Source organism: Promicromonospora sp. NPDC057488 (genome assembly GCF_042802395.1).
Lineage (GTDB): Bacteria > Actinomycetota > Actinomycetes > Actinomycetales > Cellulomonadaceae > Promicromonospora.
The window spans coordinates 1-22735 of sequence record NZ_JBHVEG010000070.1; the positions used below are offsets into that span (position 1 = coordinate 1).

A 22735-nucleotide genomic window follows, 5' to 3' on the forward strand; every position below is an offset into this window, starting at 1 on the left:
GCTCCCGCACCCTGCGGGAGACCGGGCCTCGTGTCGCAACGGGCTCGACCGGATCAGGCGACGATGTACCGCGTGTCGCCGATCGTGACCTCAACGCTCAGCGTGCCGCCCAGGGCCTGGGCGTATCGACGCAACGTGTCGAGGCGTGTCGACTCCGCGCCGCCCGATTCGATCTGCGAGACCCGGTTCTGGCCCACGTGCATGCGCTCCGCGAGCTCGGCCTGGGTCAGATCCTGCTGGGTGCGTAGCTCCCGCAGCTGCCAGGCCCGCTGCCGCGCCAGCAGCCGCTCCTCGGCGGCGGCTACCTTTTCCGGAGCGACCGGCCGAGCCCGGTCGAGGTCGTCAAGGCTTCGGGTCATCGTTCCTCTCCTCTTCCTGCGTCGCCGCCAGCACGCCTCGCGAGCGCTTTGAGATGGGCGTCGTAGCGGTCGTCGGCCATCGGGATCGCGGACCGGTACCAATCCTGCCAGCGACCTGCCTTGTCACCGCCGACCAGCAGGATCGCAGATCTCTCTGGGTCGAAAGCGAACAACACGCGCAACTCGCTGCGACCCGCCGAACCGGGCCGCAGCTCCTTCATGTTCTTGTGCCGCGATCCGACGACCGTGTCCACGAGCGGCCGACCCAGCTGTGGACCTCGGTCGCGCAACACATTGAGCGCAGCACGAACCTGAACGAACGACTCCTCCTCCAACCCTGTCAACCACTCGAACACCGCCTCGTCGAACTCCACACCCCAAGCCACAGTATCAGGCTATCGTGATGTGCTGATATCGTCGCGGTGAGCACGGACCCCTACTCGACGTGAGTGTTCATCGGCGGAAGCCCAGCAGAACGGATGCGCATCACGCGGGGTAACGGAGATCCATGGCTCATCACTCGCGCGAGAACAGGCTTCGGTCGCCTCGCATGTGGGGTGGTGCGAGGAATCTCGGTCGGTTGAAGACGGCGACGGATCCCATCAGCACGAGCGACACGACCACGCCCGCCAGCCCGATCTCCATGACCACCGACCGGTACGCCGCCCCGAGGAACGCCGATCCCGTGGCCACCCAGAGCGATCCCATCATCAGCACCCCGGGCAGGAAGGCCCTGGTGACGGCCCGGGCCACCCGCTCGTTCTCCTGGGTCATGCGCATCTGCAGGAGACTGTCCGTCATCCGCTCCGCGACGACGGGCTTGCGCCACAGCTCGATCGCGGCCCAGACGAGAACCGCGAGCGTCAGCCCGATGATCACGAAGAATCCGGCGTGGAGCTCCAGCTCCGTGGAACCGGCCATGGCATCGCGCAACACGCGGGCAAGGTACCGACGGCGCGTCGCGGGACACAAGGCCCGGCGCGGGCATTCACCCGGGGCCGCGATTCCCTTCCCCTTCGAGGCCTAGGTTTCTCCTCTTTGAGTCGCCTCAAAGAGGAGAAACCTAGGCCTAGAAGGGGACCGTTCTCCCGGGACCGAAGCTCAAGAGACGGCGGACGACGACGGTGGCTGCGGCGGCGCCGAGGTCAGTCGCAGCTGTCGCAGACGCCCGTCGCCGGGAGCTGCATGTAGCAGGTGGGGCACGTCGGCGGGGCCGGCTCCGGCTCCTGCGCGGCCGCCGCCCGCGTCTTGCCGGCGGCGCCCGCCCGCTGCCTGCCGGCCGCCGTCGTCCGCCCCGAGGGGGTCGCCAGCACGAGGCGCTCGTAACCGCCCTCGTCCTTGCGCATGTCGACGGAGTCCTTGCTGAAGAACGCGGTCACCTCCTGTCCCGTACCGGGCGAGACGGCCACGTACGTGCGCGTCGACGGGATCCAGATGCGGGACGTGTCGAGTCCCTCCGCGATGGCGCGCATCGCGGGGCGGTTCGCCGCCGGGACCTGCAGCGCCTCGAGCGCGGCCTCGAACGAGTCGAAGTCGTCGCGGCCGGGGTCGCCGTCGAGGGCGATGATGCACGACCTGCAGATCTTGAACTTCTGCCGGTCGAGCTCGGTCGCCGGCTGGAGCGTGGCCAACCGGTTCGTGGTCAGGTGCTGGCAGTCCTTGCCGTGCAGCACCTTGCCGTAGGGAACCCGGTAGAGCAGCTCGATCGGGATATCCGCCCCTGCTTCCGCAGGGGTAACGATGGACGTGTTCACACTCCAGTATCGCGGTTCCGCGGACCGGCTCCTGCCACAGATGTCATCTGCGGCGGAGCTCGGCCCGGATGAGGTCGGCGTAGACGTCGACCCTCGTGTACCCGCTGTAGGCGTCCGCGCAGACCGTGCCGTTGCGGGAGAGGATCGGCCCGAACACCCCGGCCAGCCGCCCGTCGATGACCAGCGGTCCGCCGCTGTCGCCGCCGCACGCCGCGGGGCCGCCGTCGGGCACGCCGCCGCAGACGTAGAACCGGGGGTCGAGCTGGCGCGGCAGCGCGGGGTGCGCCCGGAAGGCGTCGTTGCAGGTGGTGTGGTCGAGCATGGGTACGCGGCCCTGCTGCAGCACGGGGGACGGTCCCGGCAGCCCCTCCTCCTCGTAGATACCCCAGCCGAGGATGGTCGCCTGCCGTCCGGGGGCGTAGCGCCAGGCGTCGTCGCCGTCGAGCATGCGGAGGGTGCGGTAGGGCATGGGCTCGTCCAGGGTCAGCACCGACAGGTCCCCGCCTCCGACGTACGGGGGCTCCCCCGGTCCGGCGGCGGGCGGCGGCACCCGGGGTGCGTTCCACACGGAGACGACGTCGCGCACGGTGCCGTTCCGGCGGTGCAGGTCGGTGCGGCCGCCGACGACCTGGAACTCCTCCGGCGCGAGGTCGTCGATGCAGTGCGCGGCGGTCACCACCTTGGTCGGGGCCACCAGGGTGCCCCCGCAGAACTGGCCCGACGGCGTGGTCGTGTCGCCGACCCGGCTGAGGAACACCATCCACGGGTACTGCCGGGTCGAGGCGTCGTCCCCGCCGACCACCGCCTGGGCGGGCGCGGCGGCGAGGGACAGCAGCACCGCGAGGGCGACGACGGGGGCGAGCAGGACGGAGGCGAGGCGTGCTCCGGTGGGCGTCATGCGTCCGACCGTAGGAAAGTCACGCGGCCCTGACATCGGGATAACCCCTGGTAGCGACCCTGAGCCCGCCTCGCCGGCAGAATCCGGCGAAGATTTCTCGTGGCCGGTTGTCGTATCCGGCGCGGCCGTGCCGACCAAGGGGTACGACGACGGCAGAGCGCCGCCGCGAACCCAGGAGGAACCATGAAGTACCTGATCCTGATGCAGATCAACCCCACCGTCCTCGAGCAGCTCACGCCCGAGCAGGGCAAGCAGGTCCAGGACGGCCACGAGGCGTTCATGGCGCACGTCAAGGAGCGCGGGGAGTTCGTGGGCACGCAGGCGCTGGCCGACCCGAGCCAGAGCAAGGTGGTGCGGTCCGTGGCCGGGACCACGCAGACCAGCGACGGGCCGTTCGCCGAGGCCAAGGAGTTCCTGGGCGGCTTCTACCTGGTGGACGTCGAGGACGAGGCCCGGGCGCTGGAGCTCGCCCGCATGATCCCGGACACGGCCATCGACGGGCTCGCCGTCGAGGTGCGGCCCGTGATGTTCAGCGACTTCGGGGACTCGTGAGCGCTGGCCCCGGCGTCGGCGAGGACCTGCTGCGCGACCTCGCGCCGCAGGTCCTGGCCCGGCTCGTGCGCACCTACGGCACGGGCCAGTTCGACGTGTGCGAGGACGCCGTCCAGGACGCCCTGCTCGCGGCGTACCGGCAGTGGCCGGCCGAACCGCCGGCCGACCCGCTGGCCTGGCTCGTCACCACGGCCCGGCGCCGGTACGTGGACCGGGTCCGCGCCGACAGCCGGCGTCGCGACCGGGAGGCCCGCGAGGCGCTCCTGGCCGAACCGCTGGGCGGATCGCCGGCCGGGCCGGAGACGGCGGGGTCCCCCGCGGACGACAGCCTGCTCCTGCTGCAGCTCTGCTGTCACCCCGCGCTGCCCCGGACCGCGCAGGTCGCCCTCACGCTGCGCGCCGTGGCCGGCCTGAGCACGGCGCAGATCGCGAACGTCCAACAGCTCCCCGAGGCGACCGTGGCGCAGCGCATCACGCGCGCCAAGCGCCGCCTGGCCGAGCTCGGCGGGGACCTGCCCCGGCCACGGGACGCCGCCGAACGCCTCGGCCCCGTGCTCGACGTGCTCTACGCGATGCTGACCGAGGCCCACCACACGACGTCGGGCACGCCCGCCCGCGACACGGACCTGGCGGCCGAGGCGATCCACCTGGCGCGGCTGCTGCACCAGGCCCTGCCCAGCGACCCGGAGGTGGCCGGGCTGCTCGCGCTGATGCTGCTCACCGAGTCGCGCGGTCCGGCCCGCCAGGCGGCCGACGGCGCCCTGGTCCCGCTGGACGAGCAGGACCGGACCCGCTGGGACCAGGCCCTCGTGCGCGAGGGGATCCGCCTGGTCGAGGCGACCGTGCCGGGCGCCGCCCCGGGCCCGTACCTGCTGCAGGCCTGCGTCGCGGCGCTGCACGCGGAGGCCCCGGACACGGCGTCGACCGACTGGTCCGAGATCCTCGCGCTGTACGGCGTCCTGGAGGTCGTGACCGGCCGGCAGAACCCGACGATCACGCTGAACCGGATCGTGGCGGAGGCCCAGGTGCACGGCGACGGCGCGGCCCTGGACTCCCTGGCCGGCCTGGAACGGGTGCACCCCGGGCTGCCCCGGCTCCACGCCGTCCGCGCGCACCTGCTGGCGCGCGCGGGCCGGAAGTCCGAGGCCGCCGACGCGTACCGGCGGGCCGCCCGGGCCACACGCAACCTGGCGGAGCGGCAGTACCTGCAGGGGCGCCTGCGGGCGCTGTGAGGTCGTCGGCTAGCGGTCCCCCACCAGCACGGCGAACCCGTCCAGGTGCCGCGCCAGGCCGTACTCGAACTGCGCGTCGAGGTCCCGCGGCGCACCCTCGGGAACCGAGGCGAGCAGCGGGAACCGCCCGGAGCGGAGCAGCTCGCCCGCCCTCGCGGCCCGCTCCACGTACCAGCGGTCGAGCGTGACGCCGCTGTCCTGCTCCGCCTCGACCTCGTCCGCCAGGGACAGCGCGGCGGTCACGACCAGCCCGTGGAGCGCGAGCGCCTCCCGCATGCGGACGGTCGGGTCCAGCCCGAGCCCGTCGAGCGCGCGGAGCGTCCACTCGGTCTGCGCCATCATGTTCGGCACCAGGAGCGGGCGGGTGAACGAGACGGTCCGGGACAGCCAGAGGTGCGTGCGGCAGAGCTGCCACTGCCGGCGGGCCGTCAGCTCCAGCCTTGCCCGCCAGCCCTCGGGCCCCGTCCGGGGCAGGTCGATCTCGCCGAACGCCCGGTCGGCCATCGCGACCAGCAGCTCGTCCTTGTTCGCCACGTGCCGGTACAGCGACATGGGGCCGACGCCGAGCTGGGCGGCGAGCCGGCGCATCGACACCGCCTCCAGCCCCTCGGCGTCGGCGATCTCGATCGCCGCTCGGAGCAGCTGGTCCCGGCTCAGCCCCTGGTCCCGGCTCAGCCCCTGATCGGACGGCGCTCTGCCTGCCGGTCGGGCCCCCCGCCCCGTCTGCGCGCTGACCACCGTGCCGGAACCGACCCTCGCCTCGACCAGGCCCTCGTCCCGCAGGACGGCGGTGACGCGGGTGGCCGTGGCGGCCGCGACGCCCCAGCGCTGCGCGATCTGACGCACGGACGGCACCCGGTCCCCCGGGCGCAGGTCGCCCGCGAGGATCCTGGCGCGCAGCTCCCCCGCGATCTGCCGGTACGGCGGCTCCCCCTGCTGCGACGACGTGGACATGGACCCCTCCGGCTCGGCGACGTGTCGTTCCGGCCCCGAGTGTACTAGTTCACTTCCGGCTCCGCCGAGCACACTTTCTGCCCGTTTCCCCTGAAAATCAGGCGGACACGTCGTTAGCGTGGGTGAAGTACGAGAATCCGATACGCCGTACGCATCGTGCGGCGTCAGCACCCAGGGAGAACCCATGAAGAACCGGAGCGTCCTCATCTCCGGCGCCGGGATCGGCGGACCGACGCTGGCCTACTGGCTCCACCGGTACGGCTTCGACGTCACCGTGGTCGAGCGGGCGCCCGCTCCCCGCAGCGGTGGGCACGCGGTCGACATCCGCGGCACCGCGCGCGAGGTGGCCGAGCGGACCGGGATCGTGCCCGCCGTCCGGGCGGCGCACACCGGCGCGCGCGGCATGGCGTTCGTGGACCAGGACAACAAGCGCGTTGCGTCCATGGGAACGGACGTGTTCGGCAACTCGGGTGGCCCCGTGGCCGAGCTGCCCGTGCTGCGTACCGACCTCGCCCGCATCCTGTACGAGGCGACCCGCGACGACGTCGAGTACCTCTTCGGGGACTCGGTCGTGGCCGCCGAGCAGAACGACGTCGGTATCCAGGTCCGGTTCGAGGGCGGCACGGCCCGGCGGTTCGACCTGCTCGTCGGCGCCGACGGGGTGCGCTCCCCGGTCCGCCGCCTGCTGTTCGGCCCCGACGAGAACTACCTCCGCGACCTCGGCAGCTACGTGTCGCTCTTCAGCACCACGACGACGCTGCCGCACGACGGCTGGCAGCTCATGTACACGATGCCGGCCGGCGGCGGGCGTCCCGGCAGGACGGCCGCCGTCTACCCGCGGAGCGAACCGGGCACCGCGCTGGCCGGGTTCTTCCTCCGCTCGGAGCCGCTGCGGTACGACCGGCGCGACGTCGACGCGCAGAAGCGGATCGTGGAGCGCGCCTTCGCGGGCGACGGCTGGGAGATCCCGCGGCTGCTGTCCGCCATCGGCGAGGCGTCCGACTTCTACTTCGACCGGGTGGTGCAGGTCGAGGTGGACGGCTGGTCGCGCGGCCGCACGGTGCTGCTCGGCGACGCCGGCTACTGCGCGTCACCCATGTCCGGCATCGGGACGAGCCTCGCGCTGGTCGGCGCGTACGTGCTGGCCGGCGAGCTCGCCGCCGCCGAGGGCGACCACCGGCAGGCCTACGCCACCTACGAGCTCCGGATGCGCGAGTTCGTCGACAGCGCCCAGGAGTTCGCCCGCAGGTCCGGCGACAACGGCCTGATGCCGGACTCCCGGGCCCAGGTCCGGATGCGCAACCTGTCGATCCGGCTGCTGCCGTACCTGCCGCGCACCCTCGTGGGCCGGGGCATGGAACGGGTGGCCAGCACTGTCGCCCTCCCGGACTACGCCGCGCTCGCGCACCGCTGACGTGGCGCGCGACCCGAAGGGGCGGCTGCGGGCGGCGTGGACGCTCGCGCTGCTGACCACGGTGTGCGCCGAGCTGACGTTCACGGCCGTGGCCGTGCCGTTCGCGTGGCTGCTGCTGCCGCTGCTGCTCGTGATGTACGGGGCGGGCGTGCTGCTGGTCCGCGAGCTCGCGGTGCGGGCCGGCGGCGGCTGGCCCGGCCTCGTGCTGCTGGGCCTGGCCTACCAGCTCGCCGAGGACGGGCTCGGCCTCCAGGCACTGACCAGCCCGAACATCTACGGTGCCGCCGACTGGGGCTGGCGCGCACTGGGGGCCAACTGGAGCTACTGGGCCTCTCAGGTCGGGGTGCACGTGGTGTTCAGCGTGCTGGTCCCCGTGCTGCTCACCGACCTGGTCTTCCCCGGCCGGCGCGGGCGTCCGTACCTGCGGACGGGCGGCCTCGTCGGCGTCGGGCTGCTGGCGGTGCTGGGGGTGGTGGGCCTGCGCGTGGTCATCAGCGGCACCGAGGACCCCGGTTACCTGGCGCCGTGGGGCTGGACCGCGGCGTTCGTCGTGGCCATCGCGGTGCTGGGCCTGCTGGCGCTGCGCGTGGCGCCCGGGTTCGCCGTCCCGGGCCCGCGCCCGGCGGCAGCCGCACCGAGACCGCCGGTGGTCGCCGCCGCGGCAGGGTCCGGGACCGTGGTGTTCCTGGCGCTGCTGATCCCGCCCGGCCTCGGACCCCGGACCCTGGTCGCCGACGGGGTCCCGCCGGCGATCCCGCTGGTCGCCGCGGCTCTCGTCGGCCTGGGCCTCGCGTGGGCCACGCTCCGCTGGAGCGCCGCGCCCGGCTGGGGCGACCGGCACCGGATCTGGCTGGCCGGCGGCATCCTCGTGGGGCACACCGCGTTCATGCTGCCGGGCCCGCCCGCCAACGCCGTGACCGGCGGCGTCGTGATCGTGCTGGAAGTGGCGCTCCTGGCACTGCTCGCCCGGCACGTCGCACGCCGTCCGGGGGCTCGGCACGGGCCTCGCGAGCACCAGGTGGGAATTCACCCCCTCTGATGATGGACCAGAGGGTTGTCCGTTCCGTTACTCTTGGGGCCACCATGGGCCTGACACGTCATCTCCGTTCGCACCTCGCCGGTACCCGGCCGGGGTCGGCGAGCCTTGACGGTCGCCCTTCCGACCAGAAAGGTCCCAGCCTTCATGGAGCCCAACCTCGAACCGGCAGCACGCGTACGCGGTCGGCACCGAGCCGCCCACCGTCCGCTGGCGGGCGTCGCGCGCGCCGCCGGTGACCAGGTCACCACTTTCGCCGGCCGTGGCGCGGTCGTCGCGGCCGCCGGTGGCGGCGTGCTGCTGTCGCTCATCGCCCCGCCCGCCCAGGCGGCGCCGGCCACGATGTCGGTCGGCACGGAGCTGACGGGCCAGCCCGTCCAGGCCGCGCTGAACACCGCGGACCTCAACGCCCTGACCTCCCAGGCCCGCGAGTCGGTCTCGGCGTCGACCATGATCTCCGTCGCCGCCGACGCCGAGCTGAAGGTCGAGAAGTCGGCGGTCACCGTGGTCTCCGCCAAGGAGAACGCCGAGTACCAGGCGCAGATCGAGGCGGAGCAGGCCGAGCAGGCCTCCATCCAGCGCGGCGCGTCGGTCGTCTCCATCGCGATGCGCTACCTCGGCGTCCCGTACGTCTGGGGCGGCACCACCCCGAGCGGGTTCGACTGCTCCGGGTTCACGTCCTACGTCTTCCGGCAGGTGGGCATCGACCTGCCGCGCACCTCGTCCCAGCAGCTGTACGCCGGCACGCCGGTGTCGTGGGCGGAGGCCCGGGCGGGCGACCTGATCTGGACCCCCGGCCACATCGCGATCTACGCGGGCAACGGCATGCAGATCGAGGCGCCGGTCCCCGGCAAGAGCGTGCGGTACACCAGCATCTGGCAGTCCAACCCCACCTTCCTGCGGGTCGGCTGACCACAGCCGGACGATCGGGCGGTGTTGCGGGGAGCGGACGACGCCGCCTCTCCGCGACACCGCCCGATCCGTCTTCCACGACCGGTGAGCGAGGCACCATGGTGAGACCACCCAGCCAGGACCGGATCCGCCGGTACTGGGACCGGCAGGCCGTGGGCTACGACCGCAAGATGGACCGCGCCGAGCGGATGTTCGGCGACACCCGCGACTGGGTGTGCCGGCAGGCGGTCGGCCAGGTGCTGGAGGTCGCCGTCGGCACCGGCCTCAACCTGGACCGGTACCCCGCGCACGCAACCCTGACCGCCATGGACCTGAGCCCGGCCATGCTCGACCTCGCCCGCCGGCACGCCGCCGAGCTGGGCCGCGCCGTGGACCTGCGCGTCGGCGACGCCCAGCGGCTCGAGTTCGACGACGCCTCGTTCGACACCGTGGTCTGCACCTTCGGGCTGTGCGCCGTGCCCGACGACGGCGGCGCCGTCGGCGAGATGGTCCGGGTGCTGCGGCCCGGCGGCCTGCTGCTGCTCGCCGACCACGTGGTCAGCACGTCGGCGCCGCTCCGGATGCTCCAGGCCGTCGCCGAGGTGTACAGCGTGCGGTTCCAGAGCGAGCACTTCCGCCGTCGCCCGCTGCTGCGCGTGGAGGCGGCCGGGCTGACCGTCGAGCGGCACGACCGGTTCAACCGGGGCATCATCGAGCGGCTCGCGGCGCGCAAGCCCGTCACACCGCCGTAAGACCCGCCAGCGCGCGGGCCATCGCGGCGTCGAACTCCTCCGGCGTCAGCGGGAGCCGGGCCTTGATGTCCCGGCTCCACTGGTCGGCCAGCACCTCGGCGGATCCCGCCTCGACGCCGTCGAGCGCGGCGTCGGCCAGGTCGGACGGCGAGATCTTGTCCACCTGCCAGCCCGCGGACATGTCGGTGTCGGCCAGGCCGAGGTGGACGGCGGTGACGAGCGTGCCCTGGTCGGCCAGCTCCAGGCGCACGCCGTTGGTCATGGCCCACGCGGCGGCCTTGGACAGGTGGTAGGCATTGCCGCCCTTGATCCCGAACCACGACATGGCGGACAGGACGTTCACGACCGCTCCCCCGCCGTGCGCGGCGAGGGCCGGCGCCAGCTCGCGGATCATCGTGAGGCCGCCGAGGACGTTGGTCTCCAGCTCGCGCCGCACCACGTCGAGCGAGCCGGTCACCAGGTCGGTCCCGGTCGAGATGCCGGCGTTGTTGACGAGCAGCGAGACGTCGGACGCCGCCCGCGCCGCGGCCCGCACGGACCCCGGGTCGGTGACGTCGAGGGCGAGCACCTCGACGCCGGGCAGGTCCACGGTCTCGGGACGGCGGGCGGTGGCGTAGACCTTGCGGGCGCCCCGGTCGAGGAGCCGCTGGGCGAAGGCGCGGCCGAGCCCGCGGTTGGCTCCGGTGACGAGGGCGACTGAGTTCTTGATCTCCATGTCCGGTACGCTAAAACCTGACGTTGACGTCAGGGTCAAGTCTTGATCGAACCCGAGCAGCGAGAGGGGGCGCCGTGAGCGCCACGACGACGGACGTCGAGCGGCTGGTCCGCATCGGCGAGGTGGCGCGCGACGCCGGGGTCTCGGTGCGCGCGGTGCGCTACTACGAGCAGCAGGGGCTGCTCACCGCGGAGCGCAGCCCGTCCGGTCAGCGGCTCTACCCGCGTGAGGCGGGGGCCCGCGTGCGGTTCTTCCAGCAGATGTACGCCGCCGGGCTCACCAGCCGGAACATCGCGGAGCTGCTGCCGTGCATCGAGTCCGGGCACACCGACGCCGAGCAGCGGGCCATGCTGCACACCGAGCGCGACCGGATCCGCGCCAAGATCGACGACCTGCAGGCGGCCCTGGACCGCCTCGACGAGGTCATCGAGGTGACGGCGAGCCACCCGTAGCACCGCTCGAGCGCGACGTGAGCCGGCCGGCCACCAGCGGCAGCACCATCACGGAGAGCACCCCGGCGCCGACGAGCGCCGCGCCCGTCGCCGTCGACATGAGGTCGCGCTGCACCGCGATCCCGGTCAGCGCGACCAGCAGCGGGAGGGCGGTCGCGGAGTAGAGCGCGGCCTGCACCCGTTCCGTGGCCGGCAGCTCCCCGCGGAGCCAGAGCAGCACCGGACCGCCGCGGACCACCACCATCAGGGCGAACAGCACCAGGGGCAGGCCGGGCGCGGCGGCGATGGACGCCACGTCCAGCGCCATGCCCGAGCTCACGAAGAAGACCGGGACGAACACACCGAACGCCACGGCGTCGAGCTTTTTCTCCAGGCTGCTGATGTCGCCGGGCGCCCACCGGCGCAGCACCATGCCGCCGACGAACGCGCCGAGCACCGCGTCGAAGCCGAAGGCCGACGCGACGGAGAGCAGCCCCACCAGCAGCAGCACCGTCAGCCGCAGCGTGCTCTGCCCGGTGCCGTGCTCCGCTCCCAGGACGAGGCGCCCGGCCATCGGCGCGCGGAAGCTCGGCACGAGCGCCACCGCCACCGCCAGGACCGCGAACAGCACCAGGAGCAGGGCGGCGACGCCCGAGCCGCGGGTCCCGAGCAGCAGCGCCATCGCGACGATGGGGCCGAGCTCGCCGTACGCGCCGACCACCATCACGGCCCGCCCGAACCGGGAGTCGAGCCGGCCGCCGTCCCGCAGGATCGGGAGCAGGACGCCGAGGGTGGTGGTCGTCAGCGCGATCGCCCCCGCGGCCAGCACCTCCTCCTCGTCCGGCCGGATCAGCACGAGGACGACGACCGCCGCGAGCAGCAGCGACGTGCACCATGTCGCGCCGGCGAGGCGCCCGACCCGCTCGCGGAAGAGGCTCGGCTCCAGCTCGTAGCCCGCCAGGAGGAAGAGGAAGCCCATCCCCAGGTCGGAGAGCAGCGTGACGTCGTCGGGCGCGGCGAGCTTGAGCACCGCCGGGCCGATGAGCACGCCGCCCAGCAGGAGCAGCACCACCTGCGGCAGCCGCGACCGCACCGGCATCAGCGCCGTGAGCAGTGGCGCGAGCAGCGCCACCACGAAGACGGGCACGAGGGGCGCGTAGACGTTCATGACTCGACCGTGGCGGGTCGCCGGGCGTTGAACAGGCCCTTGAGCAGCGTGCCGACGAGCGCCCCGAGGATCGCCGGGACGGTGACGGCGGCCCCCGCGCTCACGCACAGCAGCAGGGCCAGGACGAGGGCCGTGACCGGCATCCCCGCGGCGGCCGCCACCCCGGCGGCGATGCCGCAGGCCACCAGGGGCGCGAGCGTCGTCCCGGGGATCAGGAGGGCGGTCGCCGCGCCGGCGGCCGCGCCGATGAACACCGACGGGAAGATCGTCCCCCCGTGGAACCCCGTGCCGAGGCTCACGGAGTAGGCCGCGGACTTCACGACCGCGACGACGACCAGCGTGCCCGCGGCCGTCGTCGTCGTCACCGTGGACAGGGACTGCTGCCCGGAGAACAGCACGGTGTCCACGTCGGCGCCCGTCGTCGCCCGGACCAGCACCGCCAGCAGGCCGACGGTCAGGCCGCCGGCCAGGAGCGCCAGGAACGGGCCGCGCGACGCCAGCCGCCGCGTGACGCCGCCGAGGCGCATGGCCGCGACGATCAGGCCGGCGGCCACCACGGCCACCAGGGCCCCGGCGAGCAGGTCGACCACGAGGAGGGCCGGGTAGGAGCCGAGGTCGCCCATGGACAGCTCGGGCACGTGGATGCCCGGCCAGTCGGCGATGCCGATGCGCACCACGTAGCCCGCGCCGAGCGCCGCGAGGATCGGGACCACCTGGAGCACGGGCTGCTCGGGACGCGGCCGCGCGGAGAGGAACATCGCCTCCAGCACGAGCAGCATGGTGACGACGGGATTGCCGAGGACGACGCCGAGCGCGGCCGCGGCGGATGCCATGATCAGCACCTTGGACGCGTCGGTGCCGAGCCGGCGGTGCACCGCGAAGCCGATGCTGGTGCCGATCGCGAGCAGCGGCGCCTCCGGGCCGAGCACCGCGCCGAAGACCAGGGACGACGCCGCGGCCAGCAGCGTCGAGGGCAGCTCGCGCGCCGTGATGTCGAAGGCGAACCCGTCCAGCGGGTGATGGCCGCCGTGCCCCGGCAGCCGCGACGCGAGGTGCACGCCCACGCCGCCGAGCAGCAGGAGCAGCACGACCCACCACCACGGCACGCCGTTGAGCCCCAGGGCGCCGGGGAGCCACGTCCAGAACAGCCGCTCGCCCCCGTGGACCAGCGACGTGAAGAGCGTGGCGAAGAGCGCTGCGGCGACGCCGACCACCGCGGGAAGCCCGACGAGCGTGGCCAGCGGCCTCTTGCCGTGTGCGTCCATGGCCGCACCTCTGGTCGATGTACCGCCGAACACCCCGATCGTCGCACCGCGCCCCGGGGTTCGCGCGCGGGCGGGACCGCGCCGCCGGGTGAGAACCCGGGGCGCGGCCCGCGGGCGCAGCTAGACGCCGCTGGCGGCGAGCGGTATCAGCGGCACGTCCGGGTGGGCCCGCTCGAACGCCCGGGCGTGCCAGACGTCGCGCAGCAGCACGAGCGGGGTGCCGTCGCCGCGGCGCACCATCTCGACGCCCGGGTAGGCGGCGATCGTGTCGATGTGCTCCGGCGCGGCCTCGCGGGCCAGCGACAGGCCGAGCTGCTCGGTCCGGATGGGCGCCGAGAACTCGTGCTCCATGCGGAACGTCGCGACCTCGAACTGCAGCGGCCCCACGGCGGCGAGGATCGGGTTGCCGTCGCCGCGCGCCTCGGACACCAGGACCTGGACCACGCCCTCCTGCTCGAGCTGCGAGATGCCCTTGCGGAACTGCTTGGAGCGGCCCGGGTCGACCGACCGGGCGGCCGCGAAGTGCTCGGGCGCGAACACCGGCATGGGCGGGAACCGCACCTTCGGGCCGGCGGCGTCGTACACCGTGTCGCCGACGGCGAGGGTGCTGGCGTTGACCAGGCCCACGACGTCGCCGGGGTAGGCGTCCTCGACCGTCTGGCGTTCCCGGCCGAAGACCGACAGCGCGTACTTCGTGGCGAACGGCCGGCCGGTGCGCTCGTGCGTCACGACCATGCCGCGCTCGAAGCGGCCGGAGCACACGCGGATGAAGGCCACGTGGTCGCGGTGGTGGGGGTCCATGCCCGCCTGCATCTTGAACACGAAACCGCTGAACGCCTGGTCCACGTCGCGGGCGGTGCCGTCGACGTCGGGCCGCGAGCCCGGCGCGGGGGCGAGCTCCACGACGGCGTCCAGGAGCTGCTTGACGCCGATGTTGGCCAGCGCCGCGCCGAACAGCAGCGGCGTCGTCGTGCCGGCGAGGAAGGACTCGCGGTCGAGCTCGTCGAGGAGCTGCACGCTCTCCACGGCCTCGGTGTGGTCGTCGCCCAGGGTGTCGGCCGCGGCCTGCGGCGTCAGGAGGTGCTCCTCGGCGATCGACGCGCCGCCCGGCGCGCGGCGGTAGGTGCGCACCTCGCCGCTGGCGCGGTCGAGCAGCCCGAGGAACCGGCCGGCCTCGCCGATGGGCCAGCTGAGCGGCGTCGGGCGCAGGTCGATGCGCTCCTGCAGCTCGTCGCACAGCTCCAGCGCCTCGCGGCCGGGGCGGTCCCACTTGTTGACGAACGTGATGACCGGCACCCCGCGGCGGCGGCACACCTCGAACAGCTTGAGGGTCTGCGGCTCCAGGCCCTTCGCGGAGTCGAGCAGCATGACGGCGGCGTCGACCGCCGTCAGCACGCGGTAGGTGTCCTCGGAGAAGTCGGCGTGCCCGGGGGTGTCGAGCAGGTTGATCACCACGTCGCCGTAGGCGAACTGCAGGGCCGCGGACGTGATGGAGATCCCACGCTTCTGCTCCATCTCGAGCCAGTCGGAGACGACGCCGGCGCGGTTCCCCTTGCCGTGCACCGCCCCGGCCTCGTCGATCGCGTGGGCGTGCAGGGCGAGGGCCTCGGTCAGGGTCGACTTGCCGGCGTCGGGGTGGGAGATCACCGCGATGCTGCGGCGACGCGCCGCCTCGGCCTCGACCGGACGGGCGTCGGAGGTCAGGACGGTCACCGGGCTCCACCATTCAGTTCGTGCTGCACCAACGCCATCCCCATCTCCCGCGCCTACCGCTTCCGGACAGCCCGCAACTCTACCCTCCCGGTACCCGGAGGGCCGCGAACCGGGGTCTTCACCCCAGGTATACACCGTGTGTATAGTGCGTTCGCATGACCGTTGGACACGCACTGCTGGGGCTGCTCGAGGGCGGGCCGCGGCACGGGTACGACCTCAAGCGCTCCTACGACGAACGCTTCGGGCAGGACCGGCCGCTGCACTACGGGCAGGTCTACTCGACGCTCGCCCGGCTGCTGAAGAACGGCCTGGTCGAGGTCGAGGCCGAGCCGGGCGCCGGCCCCGAGCGCAAGAAGTACGCGATCACGCAGGCCGGCGTCTCCGACGTCGCCGCGTGGCTCGCCCAGCCCGAGAAGCCCGAGCCCTACCTGCAGAGCACCCTCTACACCAAGGTGGTGCTCGCCCTGCTCACCGGGCACGACGCCGACGAGCTGCTCGACACCCAGCGCGCCGAGCACCTCCGCCTCATGCGCGACCTCACGCGCCGGCGGGACGCCGGGGACCTGGCCGACCAGCTCATCTGCGACCACGCCCTGTTCCACCTGGAGGCCGACCTGCGCTGGCTGGAGGTCACGGCGGCGCGCGTCCAGCAGCTCGCCGCGCAGGTGCGCGGCTAGCCCGCCCCACCCGTTACCGCAGGTCGAGCCTGTCGAGACCCGCACCCCCGAACCAGGAGACACGATGGCCGACGAACCCCTGCTCATCGCCGAGAACCTGCGGCTCAGCTTCGGCTCCACCATGGCGCTGGAGCACGCGACCGCCGAGGTGCACGCCGGAGAGGTGCTGGCCCTGATGGGCCCGTCCGGCTCCGGCAAGTCCACCCTGCTGCACTGCATGGCGGGCATCCTCATGCCCGACGCGGGCCGCGTGACCTACGCCGGACGCGACCTGACCGCCATGCACGACGACGAGCGCAGCGCGCTGCGCCGCACCGAGTTCGGGTTCGTCTTCCAGTTCGGGCAGCTCGTCCCGGAGCTCACCTGCCTCGAGAACGTCGCGCTGCCCCTGCGGCTCGGCGGGGCGAGCCGCCGCGCGGCCCTGCGCAGCGCCGAGGCCTGGCTGGAGCGGCTGGAGGTGTCCGACGTCGCCGGCAAGCGCCCGGGTCAGGCGTCCGGCGGGCAGGGCCAGCGCGTGGCCGTGGCCCGGGCGCTCGTGACCCGGCCCAAGGTGGTGTTCGCCGACGAGCCGACCGGAGCGCTGGACACCGTCAACGGCGACCGCGTGATGCAGCTCTTCGTCGCGGCCGCTCGCGACACCGGCGCCGCCGTCGTCCTCGTGACGCACGAACCCCGCGTCGCGGCGTACTCCGACCGCGAGGCCGTGGTGCGCGACGGCCGCGTTCGGCAGCAGGAGTTCGTGCGATGAGGCGGTGGCTCACCGACCTCTCCCTCGGCGTGCGCCTGAGCGTGGGCGGGGGCCGGTCCGGCTGGGCGCGGCTCGCCCTGATCGCCGTCGGCGTGGGGCTGGGCGTGACGATGCTGCTGGTCGCGGCGAGCATCCCGGCCGCGCTGGACGCGCGCGGCGAGCGCGCGGCCGCCCGGTCGGTGGAGTCGGCGCAGGAGCTGACGCCGGGCACGCCCACGCTGCTGACCGCCGAGGTCCGGTCCGTGTTCCACGACGAGGGGATCAACGGCCGGCTGCTCCAGCCCGAGGCCGACGACGCCCCGCTGCCGCCCGGCGTGACCCGACAGCTCGCCCCCGGCGACGTCGTCCTCTCCCCCGCCCTGGAGCGCCTGCTCGCCTCCGACGACGGCGCCGCGCTGCGCGGCCGCTGGGGCGACCGCGTGGTCGGGACCATCGGCGCCGAGGGGCTGGCCGGACCCGGGGAGCTCACCTTCTACCTGGGCACCGACCGGCTCACCGCGGAGACGGCCGACCGGATCGAGTCGTTCGGCGGGGTTGAGATGCCCGACGACGGGGTCGACCCCGTCATGATGCTGCTCGCCCTGGTCGGGATGGTGGTGCTGCTGCTCCCCGTCGGGATCTTCGTGAGCACCGCGGTGCGGTTCGGCAGCGAGAGCCGCGACCGTCGGCTCGCCGCGGTGCGTCTGGTGGGGGCCGACGTCGGCGCGACCCGGCGGATCGCCGCCGGCGAGACCCTCACGGGTGCCGTGCTCGGGCTGCTGGTCGGCACCCTGCTGTTCCTCGTGATCGGCCAGGTGGCCGGGTACGTCGTGCCGGCCGGGCTGAGCTTCTTCCCTGCCGACCTCCGGCCCGTGCCCGCGCTGGCGGCCCTGGTCGTGCTGCTGGTCCCCGTGACGACGGTGCTGGTCACGCTCTCTGCCCTGCGCCAGGTGCTCGTCGAGCCCCTCGGCGTGGTGCGGCTCAGCGGCCGGCGGCGGCGCCGGTTCTGGTGGCGGCTGGTCTTCCCGGTGGCCGGCCTCGCGCTGCTGCACCCGCTGTTCACCGGCCTGGACGACGGGCTGGAGACCCAGATCATGATCGTCGCCGGGCTCGTGCTGCTCCTGGCCGGGGTCGCCCTGATCCTGCCGTGGCTCGTGGAGGCCACGGTGCACCGGCTCCGCGGGGGCACGGTCGCGTGGGACCTCGCGGTGCGCCGCCTGCAGCTCGACAGCGGGACCGCGGTGCGCGCCGTCTCGGGGATCGCGGTCACGGTCGCGGGGCTGATCGCCCTGCAGGGGCTCCTCGGGGCGATCGGCGCGCTGACCGCCGAGGCGCAGGCCGACACCCGGACCTTCCAGGCGACCGTCCTGGACATCGATCCCGGCGCCGACACCAGCGAGGTCTGGGTGCGCGAGCTCGCCGCCGCACGGGGTGTGACCGCGGTCGGCACCCTGGCCTCGGTGTGGGCGGCACCGGCGGGGAGCGGCGCAGCGGACGACGACATCCTGATCGGCACGGGCACCTGCGACGTCCTGGCCCAGGAGGCCCAGATCGGCACCTGCGCGGACGGCGACGTCTTCGTCGTCCTGCCCGACGGCGCGACAGCGCCCGCGGCGAACACCTCCTACCTGCTGGGCGACCCGGACGCGGAGGTCGGTACCGCCGGCAGCACGGACGCCCTCGCGACGTGGACGCTCCCGGCGTCGGCCGAGACGGTGGCGCCGCCGGAGGGCGGTGTCTCCGCGATGAACGGCGGTGGGCCGGCGCAGATCCTGGCGACGCCGGGTGCGCTGGCCGGTGCGTCCTTCGCGCCGGCGTCGGTCACGACCTACGTCGCCCTCGATCCCGCCGAACCGGACGCCCTGGACCACTTGCGGACGGCGGCGGCGCAGGTCGACCCCGTGGCCTACGCGTCGCCGATCGAGCAGCGCGGCATCGCGGCGGCGCTCGGCGGCATCCGGCAGGTGCTGCTGGTCGGCACGGTCGCGCTGCTGGCGATGGTCGGCGCGAGCATGCTGGTCAACGTCGTCGAGCAGCTCCGGGAGCGGCGTCGGCTGCTGGCGGTGCTGGTCGCGTTCGGCACGCGGCGTCGGACGCTGAGCGCCTCGGTGCTCTACCAGGTGGCCGTCCCGGTGGTGCTCGGGCTGGCGCTGGCGGTGGTGACGGGCTCGGTGCTCGCCCTCGCGCTCCAGGTCGCCGTCAAGGCCCCGGTCCGGTTCGACTGGGTCGGCGTGGGCGCGACGTCGGGCGCGGCCGCCGTGGTGGTGCTGCTCACGACGGCGGCCGGGCTGCCGCTGCTGTGGCGGCTGACCCGGCCGGAGGGGCTGCGCGGCGAGTAGCCGGGACACGCCCTGACCCGGCGTACGAGAGACGCCGGGTCGGGGCCGTGGTGCGTGCTCCCGGCTACACCGCCGTCCGTTCCTTGCAGCCGGCCGGAGCCTTGATTCTCGCGCCCCGCTCGGAGACCGCCGTCCCCGGCAGCGCCCCCGCCCGCGTCGCGGTCACCTGGACGGACATCCGGTGGCCGACGTCGGCGGCGGTGAGCCGGTACGTGCGCCCCACCGCGCCGGCCACGGGTGCGCCGTCGCGCAGCCACTGGTAGCCGAACGTCACGTCCCGCTTGTCCCAGCGGCCGGGCGCGGCCGTGAGGGTGGACCCGGCCGCGGGCCGGCCGTCGACCGTCGGCGGCTTCAGGGACCGCGGCCGGACGCCGTCGTAGGTGAGCGGGTCGACGCTCGTCAGCGTGGGCGTGACCTGCCGCATGAGGCCGTCGGCGCCGAACGTCAGCCGGTCGATCGTGGTCTCGCGGTGGGTCCCGTCGCCGCCGGGGATCGCGAACCGGTGGTAGGCGATGTACCACTCGTCGGTGCCGGGCACCTGGACGATCGAGCTGTGCCCGGTCGCCTGGATGCCCTGGCTCGAGTCCTTGCTCAGGATGACGCCGCGGTAGGTCCACGGCCCGTCGACGCTGGTGGCCGTGGCGTACCCGACGCGGTAGTCGGCGGAGCCGGTGTCGTCGATCGAGTAGGTCAGGTGGTAGAGCCCGTCGCGGTAGTTGAGGAACGTGCCCTCCCGGAAGTTCGTGAGCCCGCCGATCCGTGCGAGCGTGTCCGGCTTGACGGACAGCATGTCGTCGCTCAGCTCGGCGTACACCGGGCCGTTCGACGGCCCGCCGTTGCCCCAGAACAGGTAGTACCGGCCGGTCTCCGGGTCCTGGAACGCCGCGGGGTCGATCGCCTGGCCCGAGGCGATCGGCTCGTCGTTCAGGATCATCGCCGTCGGCTGCGCGGTGAACGGCCCCTCGGGGCGGTCGGCGACGGCCACGCCGAGCGTCTTGCGGTTGTACGTCGGGTTGTGGCCCGAGAAGTAGAAGTAGTACTTCCCGGCCCGCTCGATGATGGTCGGCGCCCAGGCGTTGCCGCTGGCCCACGGCACGTCGCCCGCGGCGCCGTCCAGGGTGAGGATCGGCTCGGCCGAGCGCTCCCAGTCCACGAGGTCCTTCGACGTCCAGACGTAGAAGTCCTTGCCGCCCCAGCCCGCGACTCCGTCCGACGTCGCGTAGAGGTAGTAGGTGTCGCCGAAGTGCGCGATGTTCGGGTCCGCGTACAGGCCCGGCAGCACCGGCGAGCGCATCTCGACGGCGCGCACGGTCCAGTCGCGGCTGGCGCCGTCCTGGGCCGTGACGGTGAACGTCCGCGGCGCCGACAGGTCGACCGGGCCCGTGACCCGCGGCGAGACCGTGGAGGTGGAGACCACCTCGAAGGCCGGGTCCAGCGCCGTCACGTCGGTGCCGGGGGTCACCGGCAGCGTCACGGTCGACGTCGCGCCGTCGATCACGGCGGGGACCTTGAGGGCGTCCAGCTCGACGCCGGTGATGGCGGTCGGGTCCGCGCCGAGCTCCCGCACCTCGCCGGCCGTCAGGGCACGGTTGTAGATCCGGAAGTCGCGCACCCTGCCCTTGAGGTACCGGTCGGCGGTGTACGTGGAGCGGCCGATGTAGTTGGCCGTGGTGCGGCCGTCGCCGATGTCGCCCGGCTCGATCGTGACGCCGGTCTTCTCGCCCACGCGGACGCCGTCCAGGTAGAGCGTGGCGGTGCCGTCCTGGAGCGTGTAGGTCAGCGTCTTCCAGGCGCCGCGGGGCAGCGCCGAGCCCGAGGCGGCCGTCTGCTCGGTGGACCAGTTGCCGGTCGCGATCGAGGAGCGGTAGTTGTTCCCCGTGGTGAACAGGTAGCCGTTGCCGGCGCCTCCGCCGTCGGTGTTGCCCAGGCCCCAGATGAAGTACGGCGTGGCCTGCGCGGGGTCCAGCCAGACCTTGGTCGAGACGGTGATGGCGTCGAGCCCCGCCATCATGTCGTCGGGCAGCCGCACGTGGCCGTTGGTCCCGCCGAGGTTCAGCGCGCCGTCGGCCCAGGTGGCGTCCCCGCTGACGACGCCGTCGTACCCGTGGCCGGTGGCGTCCGCGGCGACCGTGCCGCCGGTCTCGTCGAGCGCGTAGTGCGCGACGAGGCCGTTCTCGTCGGCGACGACCGGCGTCGGCGGGTCGGGGACGACGATGCCCTCGCGCAGCGCCGCGAGCTCGGCGGCCGTCACGGGGATGACGGTGCCGTGGCGCGGGCTGGCGGGCAGGTCGTAGTCCGCGGGGACCTGCCAGTCGGGGTTCTCCAGGTCGTCGGTGCCGAGCGGGATGTAGCCGCGGCCGCCGTACTCGTCCACGAACAGGTAGAACGGCGAGCCGGACGCGTCGCCCGGGTTGGCCCTGAAGACGGTCGGCCCCTCGACGGCGGACGTCCCGGCCTCCCGGCCGATGCAGCCCGCCATGAACTCCCAGGCCGGGTCGCCGGGCAGGTCGACGGCGGTGAGCGACGCCGACTTCTCCTGGATGATGTCCGAGCAGCCGGTCCCGCCGCCGCCCTCGTCCTTGGTGAAGCGGTAGTAGACGTCGTTCTCCCGGATCACCGTGGAGTCGATCCGCGACTCGCCGCGGTCCTGCCAGACCCGCGCCTCGCTGAACGTCACGAAGTCGCGCGTGGTGGCGTACAGCATCCGGTTGTAGGCGCTGCCGGTGTGGTCCGGGTCGTCGTCCGCGTAGAGCTTCGAGGCCCAGAACACGACGTACTGCCCCAGCGACTCGTCCCAGTAGGCCTCGGGCGCCCAGGTGTTGCCCGCGTTGTCGGGCGAGACCTTGACGTGCCGCTGCTCGGACCAGGTGATCAGGTCCGTGGACTCCCAGACCTCCAGGTACTGGCTGCCGTGCCGCTGCGCCGCGTCCCAGTCGCCGTTGCGCCCGATCGACAGGTCGGTGGCGATCAGGAAGAACCGGTCGCCCTCCGGCGAGCGGATCAGGAACGGGTCGCGCAGGCCGAGAGTGCCCTCGCCCGACTCCAGCACCGGCTGGCCGTTGTTGGTCTCGTCCCAGGTCAGGACGTCGTTGCCGCGGCTGGCCGCGAAGTAGACCTTCTCGCCGGCGACCGAGTTGCCGGTGAAGTAGCTGAAGGCGTAGCCCTCGTAGGCCGCGGCGGCCGGCTGTTCGCGGACCGTGAGCGGGATCTCGCGGGCCGACGTCGCGCCGCCCACCTCGGCGGTAGCGGTCAGGGTGACCTGGGTGTCCCCGGCGCCGTGCGCCGGGCGGTGGACGACGCCGTCGGCCGCGACGACGTCGGGGTCGGACGACGCCCAGGTGACCGTGGCGCCGTCCGGGCCCGCCGTCGGCAGGGTGAGGTGGCCGCGCACGTCGTCGGCATGCACGACGCCGAGGGCGGCGGCCGCGGCGTCGGCCTCGCCCTGGGCGGCGGTCCGGGTCGGGGCGGTCGAGACCGCCGTGGCGCTTGCGGGGATCAGGGGCAGCAGGCTGCCGAGCAGTGCGACGACGGCGCCCGTGGCGACGGTGCGCAGGGGCAGGCGGGAAGGACGAGTGCTTCTTTGCACGTTGACCTCGCGAGAATGTGAGCGTTAACAGTCGCGTCATCCGACCATCGACGGATCACCGTGTCAAGGGTTGGTCCTGCGCTGACCCCGGCGAAAAAGCGTGGCGCCCCGCGGAGGCCGGGCCGTAGGGTCGCCGCGATATGAACGCAATGATCAGGCAGCGTTCCGCCCGCTAGCGGCGCGGAACGCACACCACCCCAAGCGCGTGCTCCGCGCCGCCGGCTTCCGCCGGGCGGCGCGTTCGTGCTGCCCGGATTCTCTGTCAGCCGACG

At 73.4% G+C, this 22735-nt stretch carries 21 protein-coding genes; 10 read left to right on the plus strand and 11 right to left on the minus strand.

Features of this window, described 5'->3' with window-relative positions; translation table 11 throughout:
• Window positions 1-53 precede the first annotated feature (53 nt).
• The 5 genes from ACFU5G_RS15635 to ACFU5G_RS15655 all read right to left on the minus strand — a co-directional run bounded on the left by ACFU5G_RS15635 (window position 54) and on the right by ACFU5G_RS15655 (window position 3011).
• Window positions 54-359 carry a helix-turn-helix domain-containing protein gene (locus tag ACFU5G_RS15635; protein WP_377246243.1) on the minus strand — a complete coding sequence of 102 codons (306 nt, stop codon included), beginning with the start codon at window positions 357-359 and terminating at the stop codon, window positions 54-56.
• Window positions 356-733 (minus strand): type II toxin-antitoxin system RelE/ParE family toxin, encoded by a 378-nt coding sequence (locus tag ACFU5G_RS15640; protein ID WP_377246246.1) that lies wholly within the window; start codon window positions 731-733, stop codon window positions 356-358. Before ACFU5G_RS15640 ends, ACFU5G_RS15635 begins: the two co-directional genes overlap by 4 nt.
• A gap of 142 nt (window positions 734-875) precedes the next feature.
• Window positions 876-1295 (minus strand): hypothetical protein, encoded by a 420-nt coding sequence (locus ACFU5G_RS15645; RefSeq protein WP_377246249.1) that lies wholly within the window; start codon window positions 1293-1295, stop codon window positions 876-878.
• Window positions 1296-1504: 209 nt separating this feature from the next.
• The gene (locus ACFU5G_RS15650; protein ID WP_377246252.1) at window positions 1505-2113 is read right to left on the minus strand and encodes a hypothetical protein; all 609 of its coding nucleotides are present in this window, start codon (window positions 2111-2113) and stop codon (window positions 1505-1507) included.
• A 43-nt stretch (window positions 2114-2156) separates the two neighbouring features.
• Window positions 2157-3011, minus strand: coding sequence for a S1 family peptidase (locus ACFU5G_RS15655; protein WP_377246255.1), 855 nt, complete (start codon window positions 3009-3011; stop codon window positions 2157-2159).
• 183 nt (window positions 3012-3194) lie between these two features.
• On the opposite strand from ACFU5G_RS15655, the gene ACFU5G_RS15660 reads away from it, so the two are divergent.
• Together ACFU5G_RS15660 and ACFU5G_RS15665 are read left to right on the plus strand one after the other, a co-directional pair.
• On the plus strand, window positions 3195-3563 hold the full coding sequence (locus ACFU5G_RS15660) for a YciI family protein (RefSeq protein WP_020018117.1): 369 nt from the start codon (window positions 3195-3197) through the stop codon (window positions 3561-3563).
• Window positions 3560-4795, plus strand: a complete 1236-nt coding sequence (locus ACFU5G_RS15665) for an RNA polymerase sigma factor (protein ID WP_377246257.1) — start codon at window positions 3560-3562, stop codon at window positions 4793-4795. The genes ACFU5G_RS15660 and ACFU5G_RS15665 overlap by 4 nt, the downstream gene beginning before the upstream one ends.
• A 9-nt stretch (window positions 4796-4804) precedes the next feature.
• On the opposite strand, the gene ACFU5G_RS15670 is transcribed toward ACFU5G_RS15665, so the two are convergent.
• The gene (locus ACFU5G_RS15670; protein WP_377246260.1) at window positions 4805-5749 is read right to left on the minus strand and encodes a GntR family transcriptional regulator; all 945 of its coding nucleotides are present in this window, start codon (window positions 5747-5749) and stop codon (window positions 4805-4807) included.
• 184 nt (window positions 5750-5933) lie between these two features.
• Between ACFU5G_RS15670 and ACFU5G_RS15675 the strand changes: the two genes are divergently transcribed.
• The 4 genes from ACFU5G_RS15675 to ACFU5G_RS15690 all read left to right on the plus strand — a co-directional run bounded on the left by ACFU5G_RS15675 (window position 5934) and on the right by ACFU5G_RS15690 (window position 9842).
• Complete coding sequence (locus tag ACFU5G_RS15675; RefSeq protein WP_377246263.1) at window positions 5934-7163, plus strand: FAD-dependent monooxygenase; 1230 nt, start codon at window positions 5934-5936, stop codon at window positions 7161-7163.
• 1 nt (window position 7164) lies between these two features.
• Window positions 7165-8202 (plus strand): hypothetical protein, encoded by a 1038-nt coding sequence (locus ACFU5G_RS15680; RefSeq protein ID WP_377246266.1) that lies wholly within the window; start codon window positions 7165-7167, stop codon window positions 8200-8202.
• Window positions 8203-8346: 144 nt separating this feature from the next.
• Window positions 8347-9111, plus strand: a complete 765-nt coding sequence (locus ACFU5G_RS15685; RefSeq protein ID WP_377246269.1) for a C40 family peptidase — start codon at window positions 8347-8349, stop codon at window positions 9109-9111.
• A 98-nt stretch (window positions 9112-9209) separates the two neighbouring features.
• Window positions 9210-9842, plus strand: a complete 633-nt coding sequence (locus ACFU5G_RS15690) for a class I SAM-dependent methyltransferase (RefSeq protein ID WP_377246272.1) — start codon at window positions 9210-9212, stop codon at window positions 9840-9842.
• Here the strand turns inward: ACFU5G_RS15690 and ACFU5G_RS15695 are convergent.
• Window positions 9829-10557 carry an SDR family oxidoreductase gene (locus ACFU5G_RS15695; protein WP_377246275.1) on the minus strand — a complete coding sequence of 243 codons (729 nt, stop codon included), beginning with the start codon at window positions 10555-10557 and terminating at the stop codon, window positions 9829-9831. The genes ACFU5G_RS15690 and ACFU5G_RS15695 overlap by 14 nt on opposite strands.
• A 74-nt stretch (window positions 10558-10631) precedes the next feature.
• Here ACFU5G_RS15695 and ACFU5G_RS15700 point away from each other — a divergent pair, with 74 nt between their 5' ends.
• Window positions 10632-11009, plus strand: a complete 378-nt coding sequence (locus tag ACFU5G_RS15700) for a MerR family transcriptional regulator (protein WP_377246278.1) — start codon at window positions 10632-10634, stop codon at window positions 11007-11009.
• Here the strand turns inward: ACFU5G_RS15700 and ACFU5G_RS15705 are convergent.
• The 3 genes from ACFU5G_RS15705 to ACFU5G_RS15715 form a co-directional block, all read right to left on the minus strand.
• Window positions 10981-12156: a cation:proton antiporter gene (locus ACFU5G_RS15705; protein ID WP_377246280.1), complete on the minus strand. Its 1176-nt coding sequence runs from the start codon at window positions 12154-12156 to the stop codon at window positions 10981-10983. The two genes, ACFU5G_RS15700 and ACFU5G_RS15705, sit on opposite strands and share 29 nt — an antisense overlap.
• Window positions 12153-13421, minus strand: coding sequence for a chloride channel protein (locus ACFU5G_RS15710; RefSeq protein ID WP_377246283.1), 1269 nt, complete (start codon window positions 13419-13421; stop codon window positions 12153-12155). Before ACFU5G_RS15710 ends, ACFU5G_RS15705 begins: the two co-directional genes overlap by 4 nt.
• A 120-nt stretch (window positions 13422-13541) precedes the next feature.
• Entirely contained in the window at window positions 13542-15134 is a 1593-nt protein-coding gene (locus ACFU5G_RS15715) for a peptide chain release factor 3 (RefSeq protein ID WP_377246286.1), read from the minus strand.
• A 155-nt stretch (window positions 15135-15289) separates the two neighbouring features.
• Between ACFU5G_RS15715 and ACFU5G_RS15720 the strand changes: the two genes are divergently transcribed.
• From ACFU5G_RS15720 to ACFU5G_RS15730, 3 genes are all read left to right on the plus strand, one after another.
• Window positions 15290-15811, plus strand: a complete 522-nt coding sequence (locus tag ACFU5G_RS15720) for a PadR family transcriptional regulator (protein WP_377246289.1) — start codon at window positions 15290-15292, stop codon at window positions 15809-15811.
• A gap of 64 nt (window positions 15812-15875) precedes the next feature.
• Window positions 15876-16559 (plus strand): ABC transporter ATP-binding protein, encoded by a 684-nt coding sequence (locus tag ACFU5G_RS15725; RefSeq protein WP_377246292.1) that lies wholly within the window; start codon window positions 15876-15878, stop codon window positions 16557-16559.
• Entirely contained in the window at window positions 16556-18877 is a 2322-nt protein-coding gene (locus ACFU5G_RS15730) for an FtsX-like permease family protein (protein ID WP_377246295.1), read from the plus strand. Before ACFU5G_RS15725 ends, ACFU5G_RS15730 begins: the two co-directional genes overlap by 4 nt.
• A 64-nt stretch (window positions 18878-18941) precedes the next feature.
• Here ACFU5G_RS15730 and ACFU5G_RS15735 read toward each other — a convergent pair whose 3' ends face one another.
• Complete coding sequence (locus ACFU5G_RS15735; protein ID WP_377246298.1) at window positions 18942-22463, minus strand: family 43 glycosylhydrolase; 3522 nt, start codon at window positions 22461-22463, stop codon at window positions 18942-18944.
• Window positions 22464-22735: the final 272 nt, after the last annotated feature.

Bases quoted from the DNA above. Each gene is read 5' to 3' on its own strand.
- ACFU5G_RS15690 (WP_377246272.1), top strand. From the start codon at position 9,210: ATGGTGAGACCACCCAGCCAGGACCGGATCCGCCGGTACTGGGACCGG.
- ACFU5G_RS15670 (WP_377246260.1), bottom strand. From the start codon at position 5,749: ATGTCCACGTCGTCGCAGCAGGGGGAGCCGCCGTACCGGCAGATCGCG.
- ACFU5G_RS15705 (WP_377246280.1), bottom strand. From the start codon at position 12,156: ATGAACGTCTACGCGCCCCTCGTGCCCGTCTTCGTGGTGGCGCTGCTC.
- ACFU5G_RS15730 (WP_377246295.1), top strand. From the start codon at position 16,556: ATGAGGCGGTGGCTCACCGACCTCTCCCTCGGCGTGCGCCTGAGCGTG.
- ACFU5G_RS15720 (WP_377246289.1), top strand. From the start codon at position 15,290: ATGACCGTTGGACACGCACTGCTGGGGCTGCTCGAGGGCGGGCCGCGG.
- ACFU5G_RS15660 (WP_020018117.1), top strand. From the start codon at position 3,195: ATGAAGTACCTGATCCTGATGCAGATCAACCCCACCGTCCTCGAGCAG.
- ACFU5G_RS15635 (WP_377246243.1), bottom strand. From the start codon at position 359: ATGACCCGAAGCCTTGACGACCTCGACCGGGCTCGGCCGGTCGCTCCG.
- ACFU5G_RS15710 (WP_377246283.1), bottom strand. From the start codon at position 13,421: ATGGACGCACACGGCAAGAGGCCGCTGGCCACGCTCGTCGGGCTTCCC.
- ACFU5G_RS15685 (WP_377246269.1), top strand. From the start codon at position 8,347: ATGGAGCCCAACCTCGAACCGGCAGCACGCGTACGCGGTCGGCACCGA.
- ACFU5G_RS15655 (WP_377246255.1), bottom strand. From the start codon at position 3,011: ATGACGCCCACCGGAGCACGCCTCGCCTCCGTCCTGCTCGCCCCCGTC.
- ACFU5G_RS15725 (WP_377246292.1), top strand. From the start codon at position 15,876: ATGGCCGACGAACCCCTGCTCATCGCCGAGAACCTGCGGCTCAGCTTC.
- ACFU5G_RS15695 (WP_377246275.1), bottom strand. From the start codon at position 10,557: ATGGAGATCAAGAACTCAGTCGCCCTCGTCACCGGAGCCAACCGCGGG.
- ACFU5G_RS15675 (WP_377246263.1), top strand. From the start codon at position 5,934: ATGAAGAACCGGAGCGTCCTCATCTCCGGCGCCGGGATCGGCGGACCG.